Source organism: Curtobacterium sp. PhB78, assembly GCF_003751685.1.
Classification (GTDB): domain Bacteria; phylum Actinomycetota; class Actinomycetes; order Actinomycetales; family Microbacteriaceae; genus Curtobacterium.
Map to the genome: position 1 here is coordinate 39,879 of NZ_RKIA01000007.1, position 19,228 is coordinate 59,106.

17 protein-coding genes are annotated in these 19,228 nt (G+C 70.5%); 7 read left to right on the top strand and 10 right to left on the bottom strand.

Translation table 11 applies throughout. From position 1 onward, the window contains the following. Window positions 1–131 precede the first annotated feature (131 nt). The 4 genes from EDF53_RS16070 to EDF53_RS16080 form a co-directional block, all read right to left on the bottom strand. The gene (locus EDF53_RS16070; RefSeq protein WP_185021086.1) at window positions 132–521 is read right to left on the bottom strand and encodes a FlgT C-terminal domain-containing protein; all 390 of its coding nucleotides are present in this window, start codon (window positions 519–521) and stop codon (window positions 132–134) included. A 1-nt stretch (window position 522) separates the two neighbouring features. Further along, window positions 523–1,344: a hypothetical protein gene (locus EDF53_RS19070; protein WP_148058376.1), complete on the bottom strand. Its 822-nt coding sequence runs from the start codon at window positions 1,342–1,344 to the stop codon at window positions 523–525. Between the two features lie 581 nt (window positions 1,345–1,925). After that, window positions 1,926–3,098, bottom strand: a complete 1,173-nt coding sequence (locus EDF53_RS16075) for a lipopolysaccharide biosynthesis protein (protein ID WP_148058377.1) — start codon at window positions 3,096–3,098, stop codon at window positions 1,926–1,928. A gap of 68 nt (window positions 3,099–3,166) precedes the next feature. Then, entirely contained in the window at window positions 3,167–4,477 is a 1,311-nt protein-coding gene (locus tag EDF53_RS16080; protein ID WP_123294495.1) for an MATE family efflux transporter, read from the bottom strand. A gap of 174 nt (window positions 4,478–4,651) precedes the next feature. On the opposite strand from EDF53_RS16080, the gene EDF53_RS16085 reads away from it, so the two are divergent. Continuing rightward, window positions 4,652–5,833 (top strand): ATP-binding protein, encoded by a 1,182-nt coding sequence (locus tag EDF53_RS16085; protein WP_123294496.1) that lies wholly within the window; start codon window positions 4,652–4,654, stop codon window positions 5,831–5,833. Window positions 5,834–5,997: 164 nt separating this feature from the next. Here EDF53_RS16085 and EDF53_RS16090 read toward each other — a convergent pair whose 3' ends face one another. After that, on the bottom strand, window positions 5,998–7,335 hold the full coding sequence (locus tag EDF53_RS16090; protein ID WP_123294497.1) for a uracil-xanthine permease family protein: 1,338 nt from the start codon (window positions 7,333–7,335) through the stop codon (window positions 5,998–6,000). Window positions 7,336–7,433: 98 nt separating this feature from the next. On the opposite strand from EDF53_RS16090, the gene EDF53_RS16095 reads away from it, so the two are divergent. From EDF53_RS16095 to EDF53_RS16105, 3 genes are read left to right on the top strand one after another with little or no spacing between them, the layout of a single operon-like run. After that, window positions 7,434–8,882 carry a hypothetical protein gene (locus tag EDF53_RS16095; RefSeq protein ID WP_123294498.1) on the top strand — a complete coding sequence of 483 codons (1,449 nt, stop codon included), beginning with the start codon at window positions 7,434–7,436 and terminating at the stop codon, window positions 8,880–8,882. Between the two features lie 39 nt (window positions 8,883–8,921). Further along, window positions 8,922–10,886, top strand: coding sequence for a M13 family metallopeptidase (locus EDF53_RS16100; RefSeq protein WP_123294499.1), 1,965 nt, complete (start codon window positions 8,922–8,924; stop codon window positions 10,884–10,886). After that, window positions 10,886–11,824 (top strand): serine hydrolase, encoded by a 939-nt coding sequence (locus EDF53_RS16105; RefSeq protein WP_123294500.1) that lies wholly within the window; start codon window positions 10,886–10,888, stop codon window positions 11,822–11,824. The genes EDF53_RS16100 and EDF53_RS16105 overlap by 1 nt, the downstream gene beginning before the upstream one ends. Window positions 11,825–11,833: 9 nt before the next feature. Here the strand turns inward: EDF53_RS16105 and EDF53_RS16110 are convergent, their stop codons facing one another. From EDF53_RS16110 to EDF53_RS16120, 3 genes are all read right to left on the bottom strand, one after another. Then, window positions 11,834–13,189 carry a hypothetical protein gene (locus tag EDF53_RS16110; RefSeq protein ID WP_148058378.1) on the bottom strand — a complete coding sequence of 452 codons (1,356 nt, stop codon included), beginning with the start codon at window positions 13,187–13,189 and terminating at the stop codon, window positions 11,834–11,836. 59 nt (window positions 13,190–13,248) lie between these two features. Then, complete coding sequence (locus EDF53_RS16115) at window positions 13,249–13,668, bottom strand: GNAT family N-acetyltransferase (protein WP_123294502.1); 420 nt, start codon at window positions 13,666–13,668, stop codon at window positions 13,249–13,251. Window positions 13,669–13,805: 137 nt separating this feature from the next. Continuing rightward, on the bottom strand, window positions 13,806–14,519 hold the full coding sequence (locus EDF53_RS16120) for a DUF4232 domain-containing protein (RefSeq protein ID WP_123294503.1): 714 nt from the start codon (window positions 14,517–14,519) through the stop codon (window positions 13,806–13,808). A 99-nt stretch (window positions 14,520–14,618) separates the two neighbouring features. On the opposite strand from EDF53_RS16120, the gene EDF53_RS16125 reads away from it, so the two are divergent. Next, complete coding sequence (locus EDF53_RS16125) at window positions 14,619–14,894, top strand: hypothetical protein (protein WP_123294504.1); 276 nt, start codon at window positions 14,619–14,621, stop codon at window positions 14,892–14,894. Window positions 14,895–14,897: 3 nt separating this feature from the next. Here EDF53_RS16125 and EDF53_RS16130 read toward each other — a convergent pair whose 3' ends face one another. Together EDF53_RS16130 and EDF53_RS16135 are read right to left on the bottom strand one after the other, a co-directional pair. Next, window positions 14,898–15,338 carry an NUDIX domain-containing protein gene (locus EDF53_RS16130; RefSeq protein WP_260215990.1) on the bottom strand — a complete coding sequence of 147 codons (441 nt, stop codon included), beginning with the start codon at window positions 15,336–15,338 and terminating at the stop codon, window positions 14,898–14,900. Then, entirely contained in the window at window positions 15,335–16,657 is a 1,323-nt protein-coding gene (locus tag EDF53_RS16135) for a glutamyl-tRNA reductase (RefSeq protein ID WP_123294506.1), read from the bottom strand. The genes EDF53_RS16130 and EDF53_RS16135 overlap by 4 nt, the downstream gene beginning before the upstream one ends. A 38-nt stretch (window positions 16,658–16,695) precedes the next feature. Between EDF53_RS16135 and hemE the strand changes: the two genes are divergently transcribed. Further along, window positions 16,696–17,802 carry a uroporphyrinogen decarboxylase gene (gene hemE, locus EDF53_RS16140; protein WP_123294507.1) on the top strand — a complete coding sequence of 369 codons (1,107 nt, stop codon included), beginning with the start codon at window positions 16,696–16,698 and terminating at the stop codon, window positions 17,800–17,802. Then, window positions 17,799–19,139 (top strand): NAD(P)/FAD-dependent oxidoreductase, encoded by a 1,341-nt coding sequence (locus EDF53_RS16145; protein WP_123294508.1) that lies wholly within the window; start codon window positions 17,799–17,801, stop codon window positions 19,137–19,139. The genes hemE and EDF53_RS16145 overlap by 4 nt, the downstream gene beginning before the upstream one ends. Window positions 19,140–19,228: the final 89 nt, after the last annotated feature.

A 19,228-nucleotide genomic window follows, 5' to 3' on the forward strand; every position in this document is an offset into this window, starting at 1 on the left:
AAAATGGTTCGTTTCCGAAACGGCTTCCCAGTCACGGATCCTCTTCCGATGCTTCCTCCGGAACCAATCCGGCGGCGACTCGTCAGGATCAGGTCGACTTGCCCTGGCCGGCGGTGCGCTCAGCGCAACCATCACTCGGTATCAGTGGCCTCATCGGGGATTTCGAAACCGTGGTCTCGTACGAAAACAGCGACGTCGTCCCCCTCCGTCAGCATGACGGTGGTGCTGTCCGTTACATCTACGCCGCCGATGATTTTTTCTCGCCGGCCGAGTATGGGCGCAAGCATGGATTGAACGGGAATTCTGGCGATAGCCAACTTTTCCTGGACCGAAACGACGTCCAAGGTGAGGACGGTTCGCGTGATTGACCCAAGTGATTCGGACGACTCTGGGTCGAAAATGTCTATTTGCCGCATGACCTTAACCTTATTGTTTTCCTCAACGCCAACGTTCTCTCCAACATTGATGGCTATCTCTGACTTAGATAGCACTTTTGCAACCTTTGCCGTGATCTTCCGCATTTCACTGCTCCTTCTCAAAGATATATTCGGATGTAGGCGCAAGAATCGCATATCCCGCGGGCCACGCCGCACCTGGTTCTGCGAGGTCACGGAGGTGGCCCTCCGTGAAGGGCCCTTGCTGCTCGTACCGCTCGGGAGCGAAGATGCTCCCAGTCCCAGATTCGTTCGTTCCTAGACACTTCAACCACATCGCTCTTCCACCGGTCGGTGTATGAACGACTGCGAATAGTGAGTCCTTCGCCGGCAACTGTCCGTCGAGTAAATCTACTCCCACTAAGATTCCGCTCGCGCTGGCGAACACTGAAGGGGTGCCGAAGGTCGCCGGCTCCTGAGTAGCGAGAAGCTCTCCAAGAACACGGCGGCGGCCCTCCTTCAAAGATGCGGTGTCCCAATCCTTCAATCGTTCCTCGGCAGTAGCGGCCCTGGTCTGCCAATCCGCAGTGACGTCGACCATCGCCTCAAGTTCCGAAATGCGAGTGACGGCGGTGTCGTATTCGCTTTCAAGCTCTGATACGCGCGTCCGGGCGGTGTCCCTTTCGCTTTCAATGTTCGTTACTCGCGTGACGGCGTCATCTCTCGCCCTTATGAGAATGTCGTAATCGCGAACATGCTGTGCCGCGCGTCGGATGGCACACACGCATCGTCGTATGCCTTGAATCATTGACGGGAGGGCCAACAGAAACGCGACCCCCAGGGCTAAAATGCTCAGCCAAATGATCCAATAAGCATGTTTATCGTTTGCATCCCAGATGAAAGTGATGATCCCGCCGACGGCACCAACACCAGCAAACACGGCGAAGCTCACGCTACGGGCAGAGGTCACGGTGAGAACCTACCGCGGGCCGCCACTGCTGTGAGCAGCTTCGCTCAGTGTCGGGGTTTTCGCAGCGTTCGGTGTCGGTGGTGCCATCCCACCGAACGATCGGCAAGCGGCCACAGGTCAGGAGGCGGCAACTGTGAGTGCCAGAACGAGGACAGTCGCGCCGATCACGACTCCGATCGCGCCAGCACCGATCAAGCCCATGCGCGCGAGTCGCGGCCGGAACGGTACTCCGAACCTGCCCCAGGATGCCTCATAGATGGCGCGCGCAAGTCCGCGTGAGGTTGTAATCACACCAATGCCGGCGACGATCACAAAGCACCCCATGGTGACCATCGCGACTTGCTGTCCAGACATTGGGGCTCCGTTTCCGCTCCCAAGTACGCTACCCAAACCTGGGACGCTCGTGCTTTGAGCAGTCCCGTAAGCCGGTCGACTACCGCGACTTCGTGCGCAGCGGTCCAGCTCCCCCTCGAGCCCCGTGCTTCCTGATGGGGGCGTTCTCGGATAGGTGGTCCGAAACGATTCCGAATGACGGGACGTCAAACGAGGCGTTCCACCGACGCCCACCACGTGCGGAGGAATCAGCGCCGCCGCACCCCGAGCCCCACCACCGCCACGAGGTTGACAGCACTCCCCACCAAGAACCCCGTCGTCCCACCCGCGACGCCGGCCACCGGCCCGAGCACCGCCATGAGCCCAGCACCGACGACGAACCCGGCGACCGAGGCCAACGCCACCTGCCGTGACCGCCCCGATGCGAGCAGCAGCGCCGCAGGCACGAGCCCGACGGTGAACACCCACACCCCGACCATCAAGTAGCGCAGGTCAGCCACGGCAGCAGCCCCCTCGGCGGGGTAGACGATCGGCAGGAACCACCCGGCGAGCAGCGCCACCAGACCGAACACGACGGCAGAAGCAGCGGCGAACCCGACGACGAGCATCAGCGCGCCGCGAGACCGCAAGGACCCACCATCCGTCCGGTGCGCAAACGCCGGCACGAGCACCTGCCCCAGCGCCTGCCCGAGCATCGATGCCGGCGTCGCCAGGGTGAACGCCGCGGCGTAGACCCCGGCCTCGTGCGCCGACGAGGTCACCTGCGCCGAGATCATCGTCAATTGCAGCAACCCGTTCGAGGTCACCACCGCCAGCACGTTCCACGCCGCGAACCCGAGCACCCCTGCGGCGGGTTCGCGAGCGGCAGGGCCGAACTCGTTCCACCGCGGCCAGCACCCGATCGCGAACACCGTGTACCCGATGGCCAGCGGCAGCAGCACGAAGGGCTCGAGCCGAGTGATGCACGCCACCACGAGCAGTCCGAGCGCGAGCACGCTCGTCACCGAGTCCCAGAGCGCTACCCGCGGCGCCCGGCCGTAGCCGAGCTGCGCTCCGCGGGCGTAGCAGTACAGCCCGTAGCCGACGACGACCCCGACACCACCGAGCACCATGCCGGGCCCGTTGCCCCAGGCGACCGCGACCGGCACGGTGACCGCGGCGAGCACCACGGTCGACACCAGCATCGACAGCCCGAGCACCCGGTTCACCGCGGCGTCCGACCGCCGACCCCGCAACGCGATCGCCAGGTACCGAGAGGCGGTGTTGCCCGCGGCGTTCGGCCAGAGCAGCGCGACGAACACCGACAGGGACAACAGCGCCGTGGTCTGCCCGAGGGTCTCGGTGCCGAACACCCGCCCGACGACGACGGTCACGAGCAGTTTCGCGACGCCCTGCACCCCGATCCCGACCGTGGCGAGCACGGCCGACGACGCCACAGAAGACGACGGAGCCACAGGGGCAGCAGGCCCGCTGGAAGAACCAGACCCGCTCACCGCGCCAACGCCTGTTCCACCCATCCACGCCGATGCGCGCGCACCCCGAGCGTCACCGCCCGGACCCCGATGTACCCGAGGGCGAACGCCGCCCACAACCCGGCGAGCGTCCCGCCGGCCCACCACAGCAGCGGCAGGTACACGACCAGGTTCACGCCTCCCGCGATCGCCAGGTACCGCGCATCCCCGGCGCCGATCAGCACCCCGTCGAGCACGAAGACGTACCCGGCGACGGGCATCCCGACGGCGATGAGCACCAGCACGAGCGGCAGCGCGTCCCGCACGGCGGACGAGTCGGAGAACACCGGCCCGAGCACACCACTGACCGCCAGGGTCACCACGCCGAGCAGCGCCCCACCGACGATCCCGAGCAGCACGAGCCGCCGCGTCACCAGCCGTACCCGGGCCGGGTCCCGCGCCCCGAGGCCGTGCCCGACGAGCGCCTGCCCAGCGATCGCCAGGGCATCGAGCGCGAACGCCAGGGTCGAGAACACGGTCAGCCCGACCTGCGTCGTCGCGAGTCCTGCCGTCCCGAGTCCGGCGGCCGCGCCGACGGTCGCGAGCATCGCGATCCGCAACGACGCGGTCCGCAGGAACAGCCAGGCCCCGGACCGCAGTGCCCGGACGACGCCCGAAGCGCCGGGGCGAAGCGGCGCTCCCGACGACCGCGCGGCCCGCACCGCGATCCGGACGTAGACGATCGCCATCGCCCACTGCACGATGACGGTGCCGGCGGCGGACCCCTCGACGCCCCAACCCGCCCCGTAGATCAGAAGGGCGTTGAGCAGTCCGTTCGCGACGAACCCGACGGTCGCGACGACGAGCGGGGTCTTCGTGTCCTGCAGCCCGCGCAGCAGCCCGGTCGAAGCGGTGACGACCAGGATCCCGGGCAGCCCGATGAGCGACACCGTCAGGTACGCGGTCGCCGCCGCCGAGACGTCGGGCGACGCACCGAACAGGTCGACGAGCGGCCCGGCGAGCGGCCACCCGACGAGCGCGAGGACCACTCCCAGCACGAGCGCGAGCCACATCCCGTCGATGCCGGCGTGGACTGCGCCGCGACGGTCACCACCGCCGAGCGCGCGCGCCACGGCCGGAGTCGTCGAGTACGCCAGGAACACCAGCAGCCCGGTCACCGTCGACAGCACGGCACTCGCGAGTCCGACGGCCGCCAGGGGTGTCGCACCGAGGTGGCCGACGAGTGCGGTGTCGGTGAGCAGGAAGAGCGGCTCGACCACGAGCGCGCCGAGCGCGGGTACCGCCAGCCGCACGATGTCGCGATCGACCGCACGCCGTTCGCTGGTCAATGCGGGTCGCGTCGGTCGGGGCACCGGCCCATTCTGGCGGCGATGCGCACCCGTCGTGTCGGCAAGCGAGGTGAGTGTGGCCGCAGGGCGGGCAGGGGGCCTACCGTCGCGAGGAGTCCTGGTGTCGGACGCTGTTCGCGAATAGAATAAAATAAATACGATTCGGAGGCCCCGATGGTCGAGACAGCACCGTCCCCGTTCACACCGGGCTACGGCAGGAAGCCTGTCATCTTCGGCGGGCACAGGGAAGAGCTCACGGATCTCCGTGCCGTGTTCGACACGCTCGACTTCGGCGAGAACCATTCCGTCCTCGTCTCTGGACTGCGTGGTGCTGGCAAGACCTCGTTCATGACGACCCTCGAAGATCATGCCCGTGACGCTGGTTGGCTGGTCATCAGCGATGACGCCAGTGCGGGGCTCATGGGACGGGTGATGGACTCAACCATCCCTACCCTCATCAACGACATGACCCCGGCGAGTCGAGCGCGACTGACCTCGTTCGGGGTCTGGGAGTTCAGCGCGGACATCGAGTACGTGAACCGGCACCGCAGTGTGAAGCCGCAGCTGCGCTCCGACCTCACCGCCCTTTCTTCTGCGCTCGGAACGAGCGGGGGCATCCTCATCACCATCGACGAGGTGTCCTCCGGCAAGGTCCGTCTCCGTGAACTGAGCCGTTTCGCTCTGCAGATCTCGCACGCACTCCGTGACGGTGCGCAGATCATGGTCGTGTTCGCCGGGGTGAAGGTGAGCCTCGACGCACTTCTCGCAGAAGAGCACACCACCTTCTTGCGACGCTCACGCGAGGTGGAGTTCGAGCGCCTGACCGCACCGGAGACGCGGCGGGTGTTCGCCGAGACAGCGCGCGTCGGTGGTCGGCGCGTAGAAGATGAAGCGCTCACCAAGCTCGTCTCCCTCTCCCAGGGCTACCCCTACCTTGTGCAGCTCGCTGGCGACTACGCGTGGCGGAACAACTCCACAGCACCCACCATCACCCTCGCGGACGCCAGCGTCGCCCACGACAAAGCCATCAGGGCGGTCGAGAGTCGAGTCATCAGCCGTGTCTACGGCGACCTCTCCGATGTCGATCAGAAGTTCCTTGACGCAATGGCCCAGGACGACGACCGCACGAAAGTCGCCGACATCGTCAAGCGCATGGGCGTGTCCGATGCGTACGTGCAGGTCTACAAGAAGCGCCTCATCGACAGTGGGTACGTCCACGCAGCCGGGCACGGGTACGTGCAGTTCTCCCTGCCTTACCTCGGCGCCTACATCCGCCGCCAGCTTGCTGCCGAAGCACGCGACGGCGGTGGTAGCGGCGGGTGGGACGCCTATCCGGCGCCTGACTTGCCCTCGTGAGCAGACAGGGCGGGGCCAGCGGCGTCGTTCCGTTCCGCGCGTGACGCGGGATCTCCGACCCGCGCCGTGACGGACGGGAGGCCCGTGGCCGTGTCCGCCACGGGCCTCCAGTCCGGTGGTCCCACGTCGTCAGGCCGGGCGCGCGTTCCGGACGACCACTCGCGTCAGTCGACGCGCGGTTCGGCGGGGACGCCGCCGGTGGCGGCGTGCGCTTCCTCTGAGGCGGCGGGCGTCGCTTCGTCGGTGCCGCGCGCCCGTCCGATCAGGTCCATCAGGTGGTAGACGACGATCGCGGCGATGGTGCCGAGGATGATGCCGCCGAAGCTCGCCTGGCCGAACGCGAACGTGAAGTCCGCGATGCCGATGATGAGCGCGATGCCAGCGGTCAGCTGGTTCTTCGGCTTCGAGAAGTCGACCCGGTTCTCGACCCAGATCCGGATGCCGATGACACCGATCAGGCCGTACAGGGCGGTGGTCGCGCCGCCGAGCACGCCGGCGGGGACGGAGGAGATGACCGCACCGATCTTCGGGGAGAGGCCGAGCAGGACGGCGGCGATCGCGGCGACCCAGTACGCCGCGGTGGAGAAGACACGGGTGGCGGCCATGACGCCGATGTTCTCGCCGTAGGTGGTGGTGGCGGAGCCGCCGCCGGCACCGGCGAGCACGGTGGAGATGCCGTCGGCGAAGAGCGCCCGGCCGGTGAGGGGCGTGAGGTCGCGGCCGGTGAGCTGTCCGACACCCTTCACGTGGCCGACGTTCTCGGCGACGAGCGCCAGCACGACCGGCACGAACGCCAGGTAGATCGCGAGCTGCGACGGGTCGAACGCGGGAGCGGTGAACGTCGGCAAGCCGATCCACTTCGCGTCGCCGACCTTCGAGTAGTCGACCTGACCGCCGATGAGCGCCGCCACGTAGCCGATGAGCACGCCGATGACGATGGACAGGCGACCGATCAGCCCCTTGAACAGGACGGTGACCAGGATGATCGCGGCGAGGGTGATGACCGCGACGACCGGGGCCGCGGTGAAGTTGTTCTTCGCCGCAGGTGCCAGGTTGAACCCGATCAGGGCGACGATCGCGCCGGACACCACCGGCGGCATCAGGCGGTCGATCCACCCGGCGCCGGCCAGGTGCACGACGAGCCCGACGATCGCGAGCAGGGCGCCGACGACGATGATGCCCGACAGGGCGAGGGGGATGCCGCCGATCTTGGTGGCAGCACCGATCGGTGCGATGAAGGCGAACGACGAACCGAGGTAGCTCGGCAGCCGGTTGCCGGTGATGAGCAGGAACAGGATCGTGCCGATGCCGCTGAAGAGCAGGGTCGTCGACGGCGGGAAGCCCGTCAGCAGCGGCACCAGGAAGGTGGCGCCGAACATCGCGACGACGTGCTGCACGCCGAGACCGATCGTCCGGCCCCAGGTCAGTCGCTCGTCCGGTGCCACGATCGTCGTCGCGGAGACGGTCTTGCCGTCGCCGTGCAGCTTCCACGGAAGTCCCATGCGATGACCGTACCGGCAGCCGTGGGCCCGTGACGTCCCGCGGTTCCCACCTGTGGACAACGTGTATATGGTGTGTGGAGTACCACCGGAGGAGCACCATGCCGCAGTCGTCCCCGTCCATCTCCCCAGCACGTCGCGCCCTGGCGACCGTCGCCGTCGCGGCGGTCGCGCTGTCGCCCGTCGTGGCTGCCACCTCGGCCAGCGCCGCGAACGGGTCCAGTGCCGCTGCGACGCGGCAGACACCGCGGGCCGACTTCACCGCCGGCGTGCGGTCGATCGACCACGGACTGGGTGTCGTCACACTCGTCGGGACCGGGCCGGCCGGGGGCAGCGTGGGCATCACGGGCGATGGCGTCGAGACCACGTGGACCGAGGCCGGCCCTGACGGGTCCTGGAACACCCCGGTCCGGGTGCGATCGGGCGAGCGCGTGCTGCACGTCACCTCGCAGGTGACCGGACGACAGGTCGACGTCCCGGTGGACGTCCTCGTGCTCACCCCGCCGGAGATGCTCGCCACCGTCGACGGCCTCGCCCGCACGATCACCCTCGACGGCTCCGGGCACCCCAGGGCGCACATCGTGATCAAGGACGACGGGGAGACCGTCGGTGAGACCGATGCGGATGCGGACGGTGCCTGGTCCGCCACCCTGCGGGACCTGGCCTTCGGCGACCACCACATCGAAGCGTGGCAGTACTTCGACGGCACGCACAACGGCGGTGTCGACGACGTGTACACGGTCTCGGGTGCGTCGGTCGTGTCCACCGTGACCGCTTCGCGTGAGACGGAACGGGTGTCGATCGCCGGACGGGCACCGGTCGGGACGACGCTGCGGTTCGCGGACGCCGACGGGCCGGTCCTCGACCCCGACGGCCGCCCGGTGACGGCGACGACCGCGGCGGACACCTCGTGGTCCGTCGAGCTGCCCATCCCGGCCACGGCCCGCTTCTACTCCGTCACCGTGACGACCTTCGACGGCGCGACCGAGCTCGGCGCGACCGAGGCGCGGGTCACGATCCCGCTCGCACTCACCGGCACGGTCGACGTCCTCGCCGACGGGTCCGTCCGGCTCGCGGGCACCGGCGAGATCGGTGGGGTCGTCGCGCTCGAGGCCGAGGACGGCACCGCGATCGAGAGCGCCGACGGACACCCGATCGCGACGTCGATCGGACGCGGCTGGGAACTCACGGTCCCGCGCACGCTGCTGCCGGGCGACGTGGTCGTCGCGCGACAGCGGGTGGACGGCGTCGAACAGGGCGCGCTCCGCCTGGTGCTGCCGAAGCTCCCGGTCCACCCGACGCCGCGGCCGGAGCCCGGCCAGGGCCCCGGTCACGGCACGGGCTCCAGGCCCGAGGTGTCCACCGGTACCCACCCGACGGCGCAGCACGCGGCAGCGGGCCGGATCACCGTCGTCTCGGCGAAGCAACTGGCGTACACGGGAACCGACCCCAGCGTGCCCGTCCGGATCGCCGCTGTCCTCCTGGCGTCCGGCCTCGGGGGGCTCGTCGTCGCCCGCCGGTTGCGCGGTCGCGCAGCCCACCGCGACTGACTCCGCTCGAACATGGCGTCGGTGGCTATCGTGGACGGCATGACCGACGTCGCACGTGCCTCCGGCATCCACACTGACGAACTCGACCCCGCGGTGCGCCCCCAGGACGACCTGTACCGCCACGTGAACGGCACCTGGATCGCCGAGACGCCGATCCCCGACGACAAGGCCCGCTACGGCTCGTTCACGGTGCTGGCCGAGGCCGCCGAACTCGCCGTCCGCGCGATCATCGAGCGCTCGCAGCAGGCCGCACCCGGCACCGAGGAGCGCAAGGTCGGTGACCTCTTCTCCTCCTTCACCGACGAAGCACGGCTCGAGGAGCTCGCCACCGCGCCGATCGAGCCGCTCCTCGCCGAGATCACGGCCATCGAGTCCGTGCCGGAGCTCATCGCCACCGTCGGACGCTTCGAGCGCCTGGGGCTGCCGAGCTTCCTGCAGCTCTTCGTCGACAACGACCCGGGCGACCCCGAGTCCTACGTCGTGTTCCTCGAGCAGTCCGGCCTCGGTCTGCCCGACGAGTCGTACTACCGCGAAGAGCGCTTCGCCGACATCCGGACGAAGTACCGCGAGTTCGTCGCGGCGATGTTCCCGCTCGCCGGGTTCGAGGACGGCGGCGACCGCACCGAGCACGTCATCGCGCTCGAGACGGCCCTGGCGTCGAAGCACTGGGACAACGTCACCACCCGCGACAGCCAGAAGACCTACAACAAGCTGCCCTGGGCCGAGGTCGCGGCGCTCGCCGAGGGCATCGACCTGCAGACGTGGTGGCAGGCCATCGACGCACCGGCCGGCGCGTTCGAGACGGTCGTGGTCCGCGAGCCGTCGTTCATCACGGGCCTTGCCGAGCTCCTGCGCGACCAGCCGCTCGAGGTCTGGAAGGACTGGCTGCGCTGGCAGGTCATCCGTGGCTCGGCCGCGTACCTGACGAGCGCGTTCTCGGCCACGAACTTCTCGTTCTACGGCACCGCCCTCACCGGGGCGCCGAAGCAGCGCGAGCGCTGGAAGCGCGGCGTCTCCCTGGTCGAGGGCGCGATGGGCGAGGCCGTCGGCCGGATCTACGTGCAGGAGCACTTCGACGAGACCTCGAAGGCCACGATGGACGACCTCGTCGCCAACCTGGTCGAGGCGTACCGGCAGAGCATCACGGCGCTCGACTGGATGACCGACGAGACCCGTGCGCGTGCCCTCGACAAGCTCGACAAGTTCACGCCGAAGATCGGGTACCCGGTCAAGTGGCGCGACTACTCGGCGCTGCCGGTCGTGCCCGACGACCTCGTCGCGAACGTCCGCGCCGTCGCGTCGTTCCAGGTCGACCGCGAGCTCGGCAAGATCGGCAAGCCGATCGACCGCGACGAGTGGTTCATGACCCCGCAGACGATCAACGCGTACTACAACCCCGGTTTCAACGAGATCGTGTTCCCCGCGGCGATCCTGCAGTTCCCGTTCTTCGACGCCGACCGCGACGCCGCCGCCAACTACGGGGCGATCGGTGCCGTCATCGGCCACGAGATCGGGCACGGCTTCGACGACCAGGGCTCGCAGTACGACGGCGACGGCAAGCTCGAGAACTGGTGGACCGAGGCCGACCGCACGGCGTTCGAGGAGCGCACGAAGGCCCTCATCGCCCAGTACGACGCGCTCGTCCCGACCGAGGTGCCGGACGGCCACGTCAACGGTGCCCTGACGATCGGCGAGAACATCGGCGACCTCGGTGGCCTGTCGATCGCGTGGAAGGCGTACCTGCTGTCGCTCGACGGCCAGGAGCCCGCGGTCGTCGACGGCCTGACCGGTGCCGAGCGGTTCTTCCTGAGCTGGGCGCAGGCGTGGCAGATGGCGATCCGTCCGGAGGAAGCCGCGCGCCTGCTGTCGATCGACCCGCACTCGCCGAACGAGTTCCGGTGCAACCAGGTCGTCCGCAACATCGACGGCTACTACGACACGTTCGGCGTGACCGAGAAGGACGCGATGTACCTCGACCCCGCCGAGCGCGTCGCGATCTGGTGATGGTGGAGCCGGACGCGGCTCGGTCGTCACGCCGTCGGCGGCCGGAGGACCGCTCGGATGGTGGCGGTCGGGCCCGCGGTCGGCACAGCGGTCGGCCGGACGACCGCTTCGGCGCCACGACCGAGGCCCTCGGTGCCCTCGCCCTCGACGGCGCCGGCGTCAGCGCCTCGGTGATCGACACCTCGACCGGCAAGGCCCTGCTCGCGATCGACGACACCGTCGTGCAGCCCGTCGCGAGCCTCGGCAGGGTGCTGCTGCTGATCGAGGTCGCGGCACAGCTCGAGGACGGACGCCTGCACGGCGACCGCCTCCAGCGCATGGCACGGGACACCGCGACCGGCGCCGGGCTGTGGCAGTTCCTGCAGGAACCGACGATGCAGGTGCCCGACCTGGCGACCCTGGTCGGCGCCACCGGTGACACCTGGGCGATGAACGCACTGCTGTCGACGGTCGGCATCGACGCCGTCCGCGAGCGTGCGGAGTCGCTCGGCATCGAGCGGACCGCGCTGATCGACCGGGTGCGCGACCGTCGTGGTCCGGACGACGCCCCGGATGCCTCGGTGGCCCCGACGGGTGAGCTCGCGTGGGTGATGCGCGGACTGGCGCTCGGCGAGGTCGTGGACGAAGCGGTCTCGAACCGGGTGCTCGGCTGGCTGTCGCTGGCGAGCGATCTGAACCTGGTCGCCGGCTCGTTCGGCCTCGACCCCCTGGCGCACCGTGCGCTCGACCACGGGCTGCAGGTCGTCGCGGTCACGGGTTCGAGCACGGGCGTCCGCGCCGAGGCCGGGATCCTCCGCGGCCCGGGGTCGTCGGTCAGCTACGCCGTGACGGTGACGTTCGACGACGCCACGTTGCAGCGGCGCCTCGCGGTCATCGAGGCACTGCGGACCATGGGCACCGAACTGCTCGAGGCAGTGCACGCCCCGGCGCGCCGCTGACCGGGTCGCTCAGTTCCCCTCGGATGTTGCGTCGGGTGGCGGCACGCAGGCCGACTCGGCGGTGAGGCTCAACCCGTCGACGGTGCCGCGGATGCTGGCGGTGGCCGGGTCTGCGCCGGAGGAAGACGACCAGGAGTCGCGGCCCATCGCGCGGTCACTGACCCCGAGGCCCTCGGACGTCCAGAGCGCGGTCACGGCGTCGAACGGCTCCTGGGCGTCGTCGACCACGTCGAACACGGGCACCACGCTGAGCGCCGTCGCCCGGGTGCCGGTCGGGTCGGACGACCCGGACGTCGCGCACTGTTCGGTGCCCGTCGTCACGGTCGCCGGGACCCCGGCGGCGGCTGCTGACCGCTCGAGGAACGCGCGGAGCACGATGGCGCGGTCGTCGACGTCTGCAGGGACCCACGGGGTCGGCGTGGGACTCGTCGGTGCGTCGCCGTCCGGACCGGCATCCCGCGGCTTGGGTGCGTCGAGGGGGAGCCCGAGCCACCCACTGACCGCGCCGCTGCCCAGGTCGAAGGCGGTCCGCGGTGCGCGGTGTGCATCGGCTGCCTCGTCCGTCGTCGCGGCGAGGGTCTCGGCGACGTCGCCGAGCGGACGCACGCCGATCGACAGGGACGGCCGATCGGCCACTGCCGGGAGGCCGGAAGCGTCGTCGGGGGCCCGCGCCGCGTCTGCGTACGTCGTCCCGGGCGAGTAGTGGAGGCGCTCCACGTGGTGGTCGTCGGCGAGTGTGTCGATCATGCGCATCAGGGCCCGGCCGGGGTGCGTGGCCGTGACGTCGACGGACACGTCGCCGCGGCTCAAGGTCGTCGTCCTCGTCGTACTCGTGTTCGTCGGCTCTGGACCGGTGATCGTCCGCACACGTTTCGCTGCATCGCTGAAGCTGACGTCCCGCACGAGCCCGATCCTCGAACCGGTCGGGGTCATCCACAGCTGTCGCACGAAGGTCCGCGTGCGCAGCCGACCGGCCAGGCCGACGACCCTGCGGTCCATCGGATCGAGGCTGACCGGAGCGGTCTTCCGCGCAGACGGCACGTCGAGTGTCACCTGCAGCGTCGTGCCGGTGACACCGCGCTCGGCCGTCCGCCGGACCCGCTCGGCGACGGCGAGGTCGGCGGTGTCCGCGGTGACCCGGAGCGACGTGAGCCAGTTGTCCGGGTCGTCCTTGGCGTCGAACTGGCGGATCTCGCCCTCGGTCGAGCCCACGCCGGGCAGCCGATCGACGTCCGCGATCAGGTCCGCGAGCGCCGACTCCGACCCGTGCGGCGGCGGTGGCATCGTGCACGCTGCGAGTGCCAGCAGGGCCCCGAGTGTGGTCGCGATCGCTGCCGCGGACCGTGTTCGTCTTCGAGCCCCCATGCCGTGAGTCTAGGAACGGGCCGTCGCAGTGCGGTATCGGTCGCGAGACCCATCGGTGCTCAGCGGAGGACCACGAACGACCGCAGCGGCTGCGGGGCGACGTCGTGGACCTCGACGAAGCCACGTGACTCGTAGAACGCGCGCTGACCTGGCTCCGCATCGGTGAGCAGGACCGTCTGGCGGACACCCGCGTACCGCTCGAGGACAGCGTCGAGCAACGCGCCGCCGACGCCGGACCGGTGCGCTTCCGGCACCACGAGCAGGTCCTGGACGTAGACGATCGTCACGCCGTCGGACACCGTGCGGACGAGCCCGAGCATGCGGTCGTCGTCGTCGCGTGCGGTCAGCACGGTGTGGGAGCCGGCGCTCGCCCTGGCGAGGGCGGCGGGGTCCTGCGTGTACACGGTCCACCCGACGGCGTCGTAGAGGGTGAGGAGTTCGTCGGTCCCCGGGCGTTCGTCCCTGATGGCGAAGGTCATCGGTCCATCGTGCACGAGGCCCGAGGCGGCCAGGCCGAGGCCGACACCGCCGCCGGGCCTCCGGTGAACTGCCGGAGGTGCCCTTCGTGGGCATCACGGCGATCCGGCTGCCTGACGAGCCAGCCGTCACCCACCCGCTACGACGTCGCCTGCCCCTCCGGCACGAGCGCCTGCACGGACAGCAGCGACGCATCGGCGGACGAGCACGCCTGGTAGTCGGCGTCCTTCACGAACAGCGACTGCTTGGATCCGGGCGGGTACACGCGGAAGCCGTCCGGGGTCTTCGGCGAGCAGTCGGCCTTCGAGTAGTTCCCGGCCTGGACGATCTTGAGCGGCGCCACGGCGGTCTGCCCGGCGGCCAGGGTCACGGTCGGGTGCGGTGAGCTCTTCTCCTGCGTCGCCGCAGCACCGATCTGGGTGCCGTTGCCGCCGCCGACGAACGAGACGCCCGGCCAGCCCTGCAGGGTGCAGGTGGTCGACCCGGTGTTCTGCAGGGCGAGGTGCACGATGACGCTGCCGGCCGCACCGCCGCTGCCCGGCTCGATGCTGGCGGCGAGCGAGGACGCGGCACAGCGACCGCCGGCCGCTGACCCGGACCCCGACGACCCGGACCCCGACGAGCCGGATCCGGAAGACCCGGAACCGGTGCCGGCCGACGCCGACGAGCCGGACGACGGGGTCGCGGACGACGACGACGCCGACGAGGACGACGACGCGGACGGCGACGGCGCGGGTGCGGTCACCGTCTCGGTGGCGGAGGGCTCCCCGCCGGAGGCACAACCCGCCAACGCCCCGACTGCGACGAGCCCGGTGACGGCGAGCAGGAACTTCGATCGACTGCTGCGTTGCATGGTGCACAGGCAACCACCACCGGGAGATCGCGGTTCGGTCGGCATCCAGGGACCGCGAGCACACTCCGGAGCAAGGAACCCGAGCAGCGGAGGTCGGACATGACGGGCAAGCACGAACAGGCACGTGGCGACGAGGGCCGCGCGGACGGGGTCGAGACCCGCGCAGGTGCCTTCACGGACAGCGACATCCCCGGCGAGGAGCGCGTCACGACGACGGAACCCGTCGGCGAGTTCGTCGCGAGCGACATCCCGGGCGAGGCCCGCCCGGAGTCGAGCGGACCCGACGGCGAGTACGTCGAGTCGGACATCCCCGGTGAGGCCGAACCGACGCAGGACGGCGAGACCGGCCACTACGTCGACAAGGACCAGGCCTGACGACTAGTCGATGCGCTCCGCCGCCACCAGGCGGCGGAGCGTCTCCACGCCCGCTGGCGGGCAGCGACCGGCGTCCGCCGAGGTGACCCACTCGACCTCGTCGACCTCGGCCGAGGCGACGGGCGTGGCGGAGTCCAACGGGCCTCCTGGTCGGACCAGGAACAGGGTCATCGCGACCATCGTGCCTGGTGCCTGCCCGTGGGCCGGCTCGAGGACGACACCGAACGGGTCGACGTCGTCGGCGGTCACCCGCAGACCGGTCTCCTCGTGGGCTTCGCGGATGGCGGCGTCGAGGTCGGTCTCGTGCGACTCGGCCTTGCCGCCGGGCAGGTAGAGCACGTCGCGCGCTCGCGCACGCACCATCAGGACGCGTCGGTCCCGCACCAGCAGGAGCGCGCTGACCCGCAGCGTGGGTGGCTGGGTCGTGTCGGCCGGGAGGCTCAGCTCGCGTCCGCCTCGTCGGCGCGCTTCGAGACGGTCGGGTCCAGTGCGGTGCGGTCGGCGAGCGGGACGACGGGCGCCGGCAGCTCTGCCTCGGGCTCGGGCCGCACGCCGAACAGGGCGTCGATGGCCCCGACGAACTCCTCGCCACGGCCGGCGCGGCCGAGCTCGCGGGCGCGGACCGACGGGCGGTGCAGCAGGACGCCGACCAGGTGCCGGAGGGCGCGCTCGGTGTGCTCGGCGGACTCGCCGTCGGCGTCACCGCGGCGCTTCGCACGGTCGATCTCGTCGTCGAGGATGTCGAACACGTGCTTGCGGAAGGCGACGAGGGCCGGGGTGGTGGACTGCTCGAGCGCCTGCGCCCGGAAGCGGGACACGGCGTCGTCGACCATCGCGCGGGCCTCGGACTCGGCGTTCAGCTCGGAGATCGGGGCGTGCAGGCTGATGGTCTCGAGGTCGAGCAGCTCGACGCCGTCCACGCCGGCAGCGGCCGGGTCGACGTTGCGGGGGAGTCCGAGGTCGATGACGATGCGGCGGATGCCGTCGTCGAGGTCGGCCGGTGCGACGACCGGGAGCTCGCTCGACGTGCAGGTGATCACGACGTCGCTGGTGCCGATCGCGTGGCGCAGGTCACGGGCGGCGACGAGGTCGTGCTTCGCGGCGAACCAGGCGGCACGGCCCGAGGGCGAGAACACCTGGATGTGCACGGCGCCGCGGTCGCGCAGGGCCGCGATGGTGGTGGCCGCGTAGCTGCCGGTGCCGATCAGCAGCACGCGGGTGTGGGCCCAGTCGGTGACGCGCGACGACGCGAGCTGCAGGCCGAGGCGCACGAGCGAACGACCGGCGGCACCGATCCGGGTGCGGGTCTTGACGCCGCGCGAGGTGTGGGCGGCTTCCTGGAACAGCCGCTCGAGGTCCGAGGTGGTGGTGCCGTTGCTCCGGGCGTCCTCGAGCGAGCGGCGGACCTGGCCGGAGATCTCGGTCTCGCCGACGACGACGGACTCGAGTCCGCTCGACACGGCGAACAGGTGCTGCACGACGTCCTTGCCGCCGAGCACGTTGACCGAATCACGCAGTTCGGTGGCGTCCAGGTCGCTCGCAGCCGCCACGGCCTGCACGGTGGCGGCGACGGCTGAGTCGCGGTCGTCGCCGGCGATGTCGAGGTAGGCCTCGAAACGGTTGCAGGTAGCGAGGACGACGGCGCCGTCCAGGACGTCGGAATCCGTCACGAGGTGGCCTGCTGCGGCCGGGGCAGCGATGCTCAGTCGCTCCAAGAGGTCGAAGCTGGCGTTGCGATGCGACGCCGTGAGACAGATGAGCACGTAGCCAATGGTAACGCGCTCGATGGGACAATCATCCGGTGACCGACGCGACGACCACATCCCTCCCCGACTCCCACCCCCTGGCATCAGGGCGGACGAGCGAGTCCCGCCTCGTCCGGGCCCTGCGGGGTGACCGTCCGGAGACGCTGCCGGTGTGGTTCATGCGGCAGGCCGGTCGGTCGTTGCCCGAGTACCGCGAGCTCCGGGTGGGCACGGCCATGCTCGACGCGTGCCTCGACCCCGAGATGGCGTCGGAGATCACGCTGCAGCCCGTCCGCCGGCACGGGGTGGACGCCGGCATCTTCTTCAGCGACATCGTCGTGCCGATCAAGCTCGCGGGCGTGGACGTCGAGATCGTCCCCGGTCGCGGCCCCGTGCTCGGCTCACCGATCCGCACCGCGGCGGACGTCGACGCCCTCGAGCCGCTGGACCCGGCGGCACTCGAGCCGATCCGGCAGGCGGTCGCCCGCACGGTCGAGCAGCTCGGCGACACCCCGCTGATCGGGTTCGCAGGCGCACCCTTCACGCTCGCCGCGTACCTGGTCGAGGGCGGCCCGTCGAAGGACCACATCCGCGCACGGACCCTCATGCACGCGGAGCCGGAGACCTGGTCGCGGCTGCTGGCCTGGGCGGCCGAGGTGTCGGGGGCGTTCCTCCGGGCCCAGGTGCTCGCCGGGGCCTCGGCCGCGCAGCTCTTCGACTCGTGGGTCGGGTCCCTGTCGCGCGCCGACTACGTCCGGTACGTCGCACCGCACTCGGCGCAGGCGCTGTCCCACGTGACCGACCTGGGCGTGCCGCGCATCCACTTCGGCGTCGGCAGCGGCGAGGTCCTCGCCGACATGACCACGCTCGGCACCGACACGGTCGGCGTCGACGCGGTCGGGGTCGACTGGCGGCTCCCGCTCGACGAGGCCGTCCGCCGCGTCGGCACCGGCGTCAGCGTGCAGGGCAACATCGACCCGGCGATGCTCGCGGCCCCGTGGGAGGTCCTCGAAGCGCACGTGCGCGAGGTCGTCCGCCGCGGTGGCGCCGCCCGCGCCCACGTCGTGAACCTCGGCCACGGTGTGCCGCCCGAGACCGACCCGACGGTGCTGACGCGCGTCGTCGAGCTGGTCCACTCGCTCGGTGACGGGTCTGCCGCGTGACCGACGTCGTCGTGGTCGGCGGCGGGATCGCCGGACTCGTCACGGCCCGTGACCTGGCGAAGGGCGGCGCGGACGTCGTGCTCGTCGAGTCGTCCGGCGTGGTGGGCGGCATGATCCGGCGGCACACGGTCGGCGGCCTCGACCTCGACATGGCGGCGGACTCGTTCGCGACCCGCACGGACGCGGTCGGCCGCCTGGCGATCGAACTCGGGCTCGGCAACGACGTCGTCGCCCCGGACCCGCGCGGTGCCTGGTTGATGACCCGTGACGGCCGCACGTCGCCGATCCCCGCGACCGGGCTCCTCGGCATCCCGAGCACCCCGATGGCCGCCGACGTGCTCGCCGTGGTCGGGCAGAAGGGCGGGCTCCGTGCACAGATGGACTCGCTGCTGCCCGGACCGGTCGGCGCCAAGGCGGAGTCCCTGGGCGAACTCGTCCGGCGGCGCATGGGGGAGCGGGTCCTCGACGACCTGGTCGTCCCGATCGCCGGCGGGGTGCACTCCACCCACCCGGACCAGCTCGACCCGGAGCGGGTGGCTCCCGGCCTCCGTGCGGCACTGCTCCGCGAGGGCTCGCTGGCCCGCGCGGTCCTGGCACTCCGGGCCCGCGCGGCCGCCGGTACCCCGGTGCAGGGGATCCGCGGCGGGATCGTCCGGCTCGTGGACGAACTCGTCGCCGACATGGAGACCTACCGCGTCGACGTCCGGCTGCACACCCGGGCGACCCGGATCGAGGCGCACGCGGTCGAGGTCGTCTCCGTCGACGGCACGGTCGAACGCCTGCCCGCCCAGCACATCCTGTCGTCGGTGCCCGACCCCGAGCGCACCGCGGCGCCGGACCGGACCGGCATCGAGCTCGTCACGCTCGTCGTCGACCAGCCCGAGCTCGACGCAGCCCCCCGCGGCACCGGGATGCTCGTGCACCCGGACGCGCAGGCCGTGTCGGCGAAGGCCCTGACGCACGCGACGGTGAAGTGGCCGTGGCTCGCCGAGGCGGCTGCCGGCCGCCACGTGCTGCGCCTGAGCTACGCGACGCCCGCCGACGCGACCAGCGCGCACGGCGCGAGCGGTCCCGACGACGCGGCCACGAGCCTCCCGGTCGACCCGGACGGACCCGTCGGCACCCGAGCGCTGCACGACGCGGCCACGCTGCTCGGCGTCCCCCTGACGGCGACGCACGTCGTGGGCGCTGCGCGCGTCCGCTGGCGCGGTCCGGACCTGACCGCTGCTGGCCTCGGAGCAGGGGTCATCGGCATCGGTGAGGTCGCGACCGGACGGGGCCTGGCCGGGATCATCGCGGCCGCCCGCACCGCCGCTGGACAGATCCTGGATTCCTGAGCGGACCCCAGACCGCCCGGGGGCTACTGTTGGTGAGACCGTCGGACGTATTCCGTTCGGCGCATGACCACCGCACACTGAACCAACGG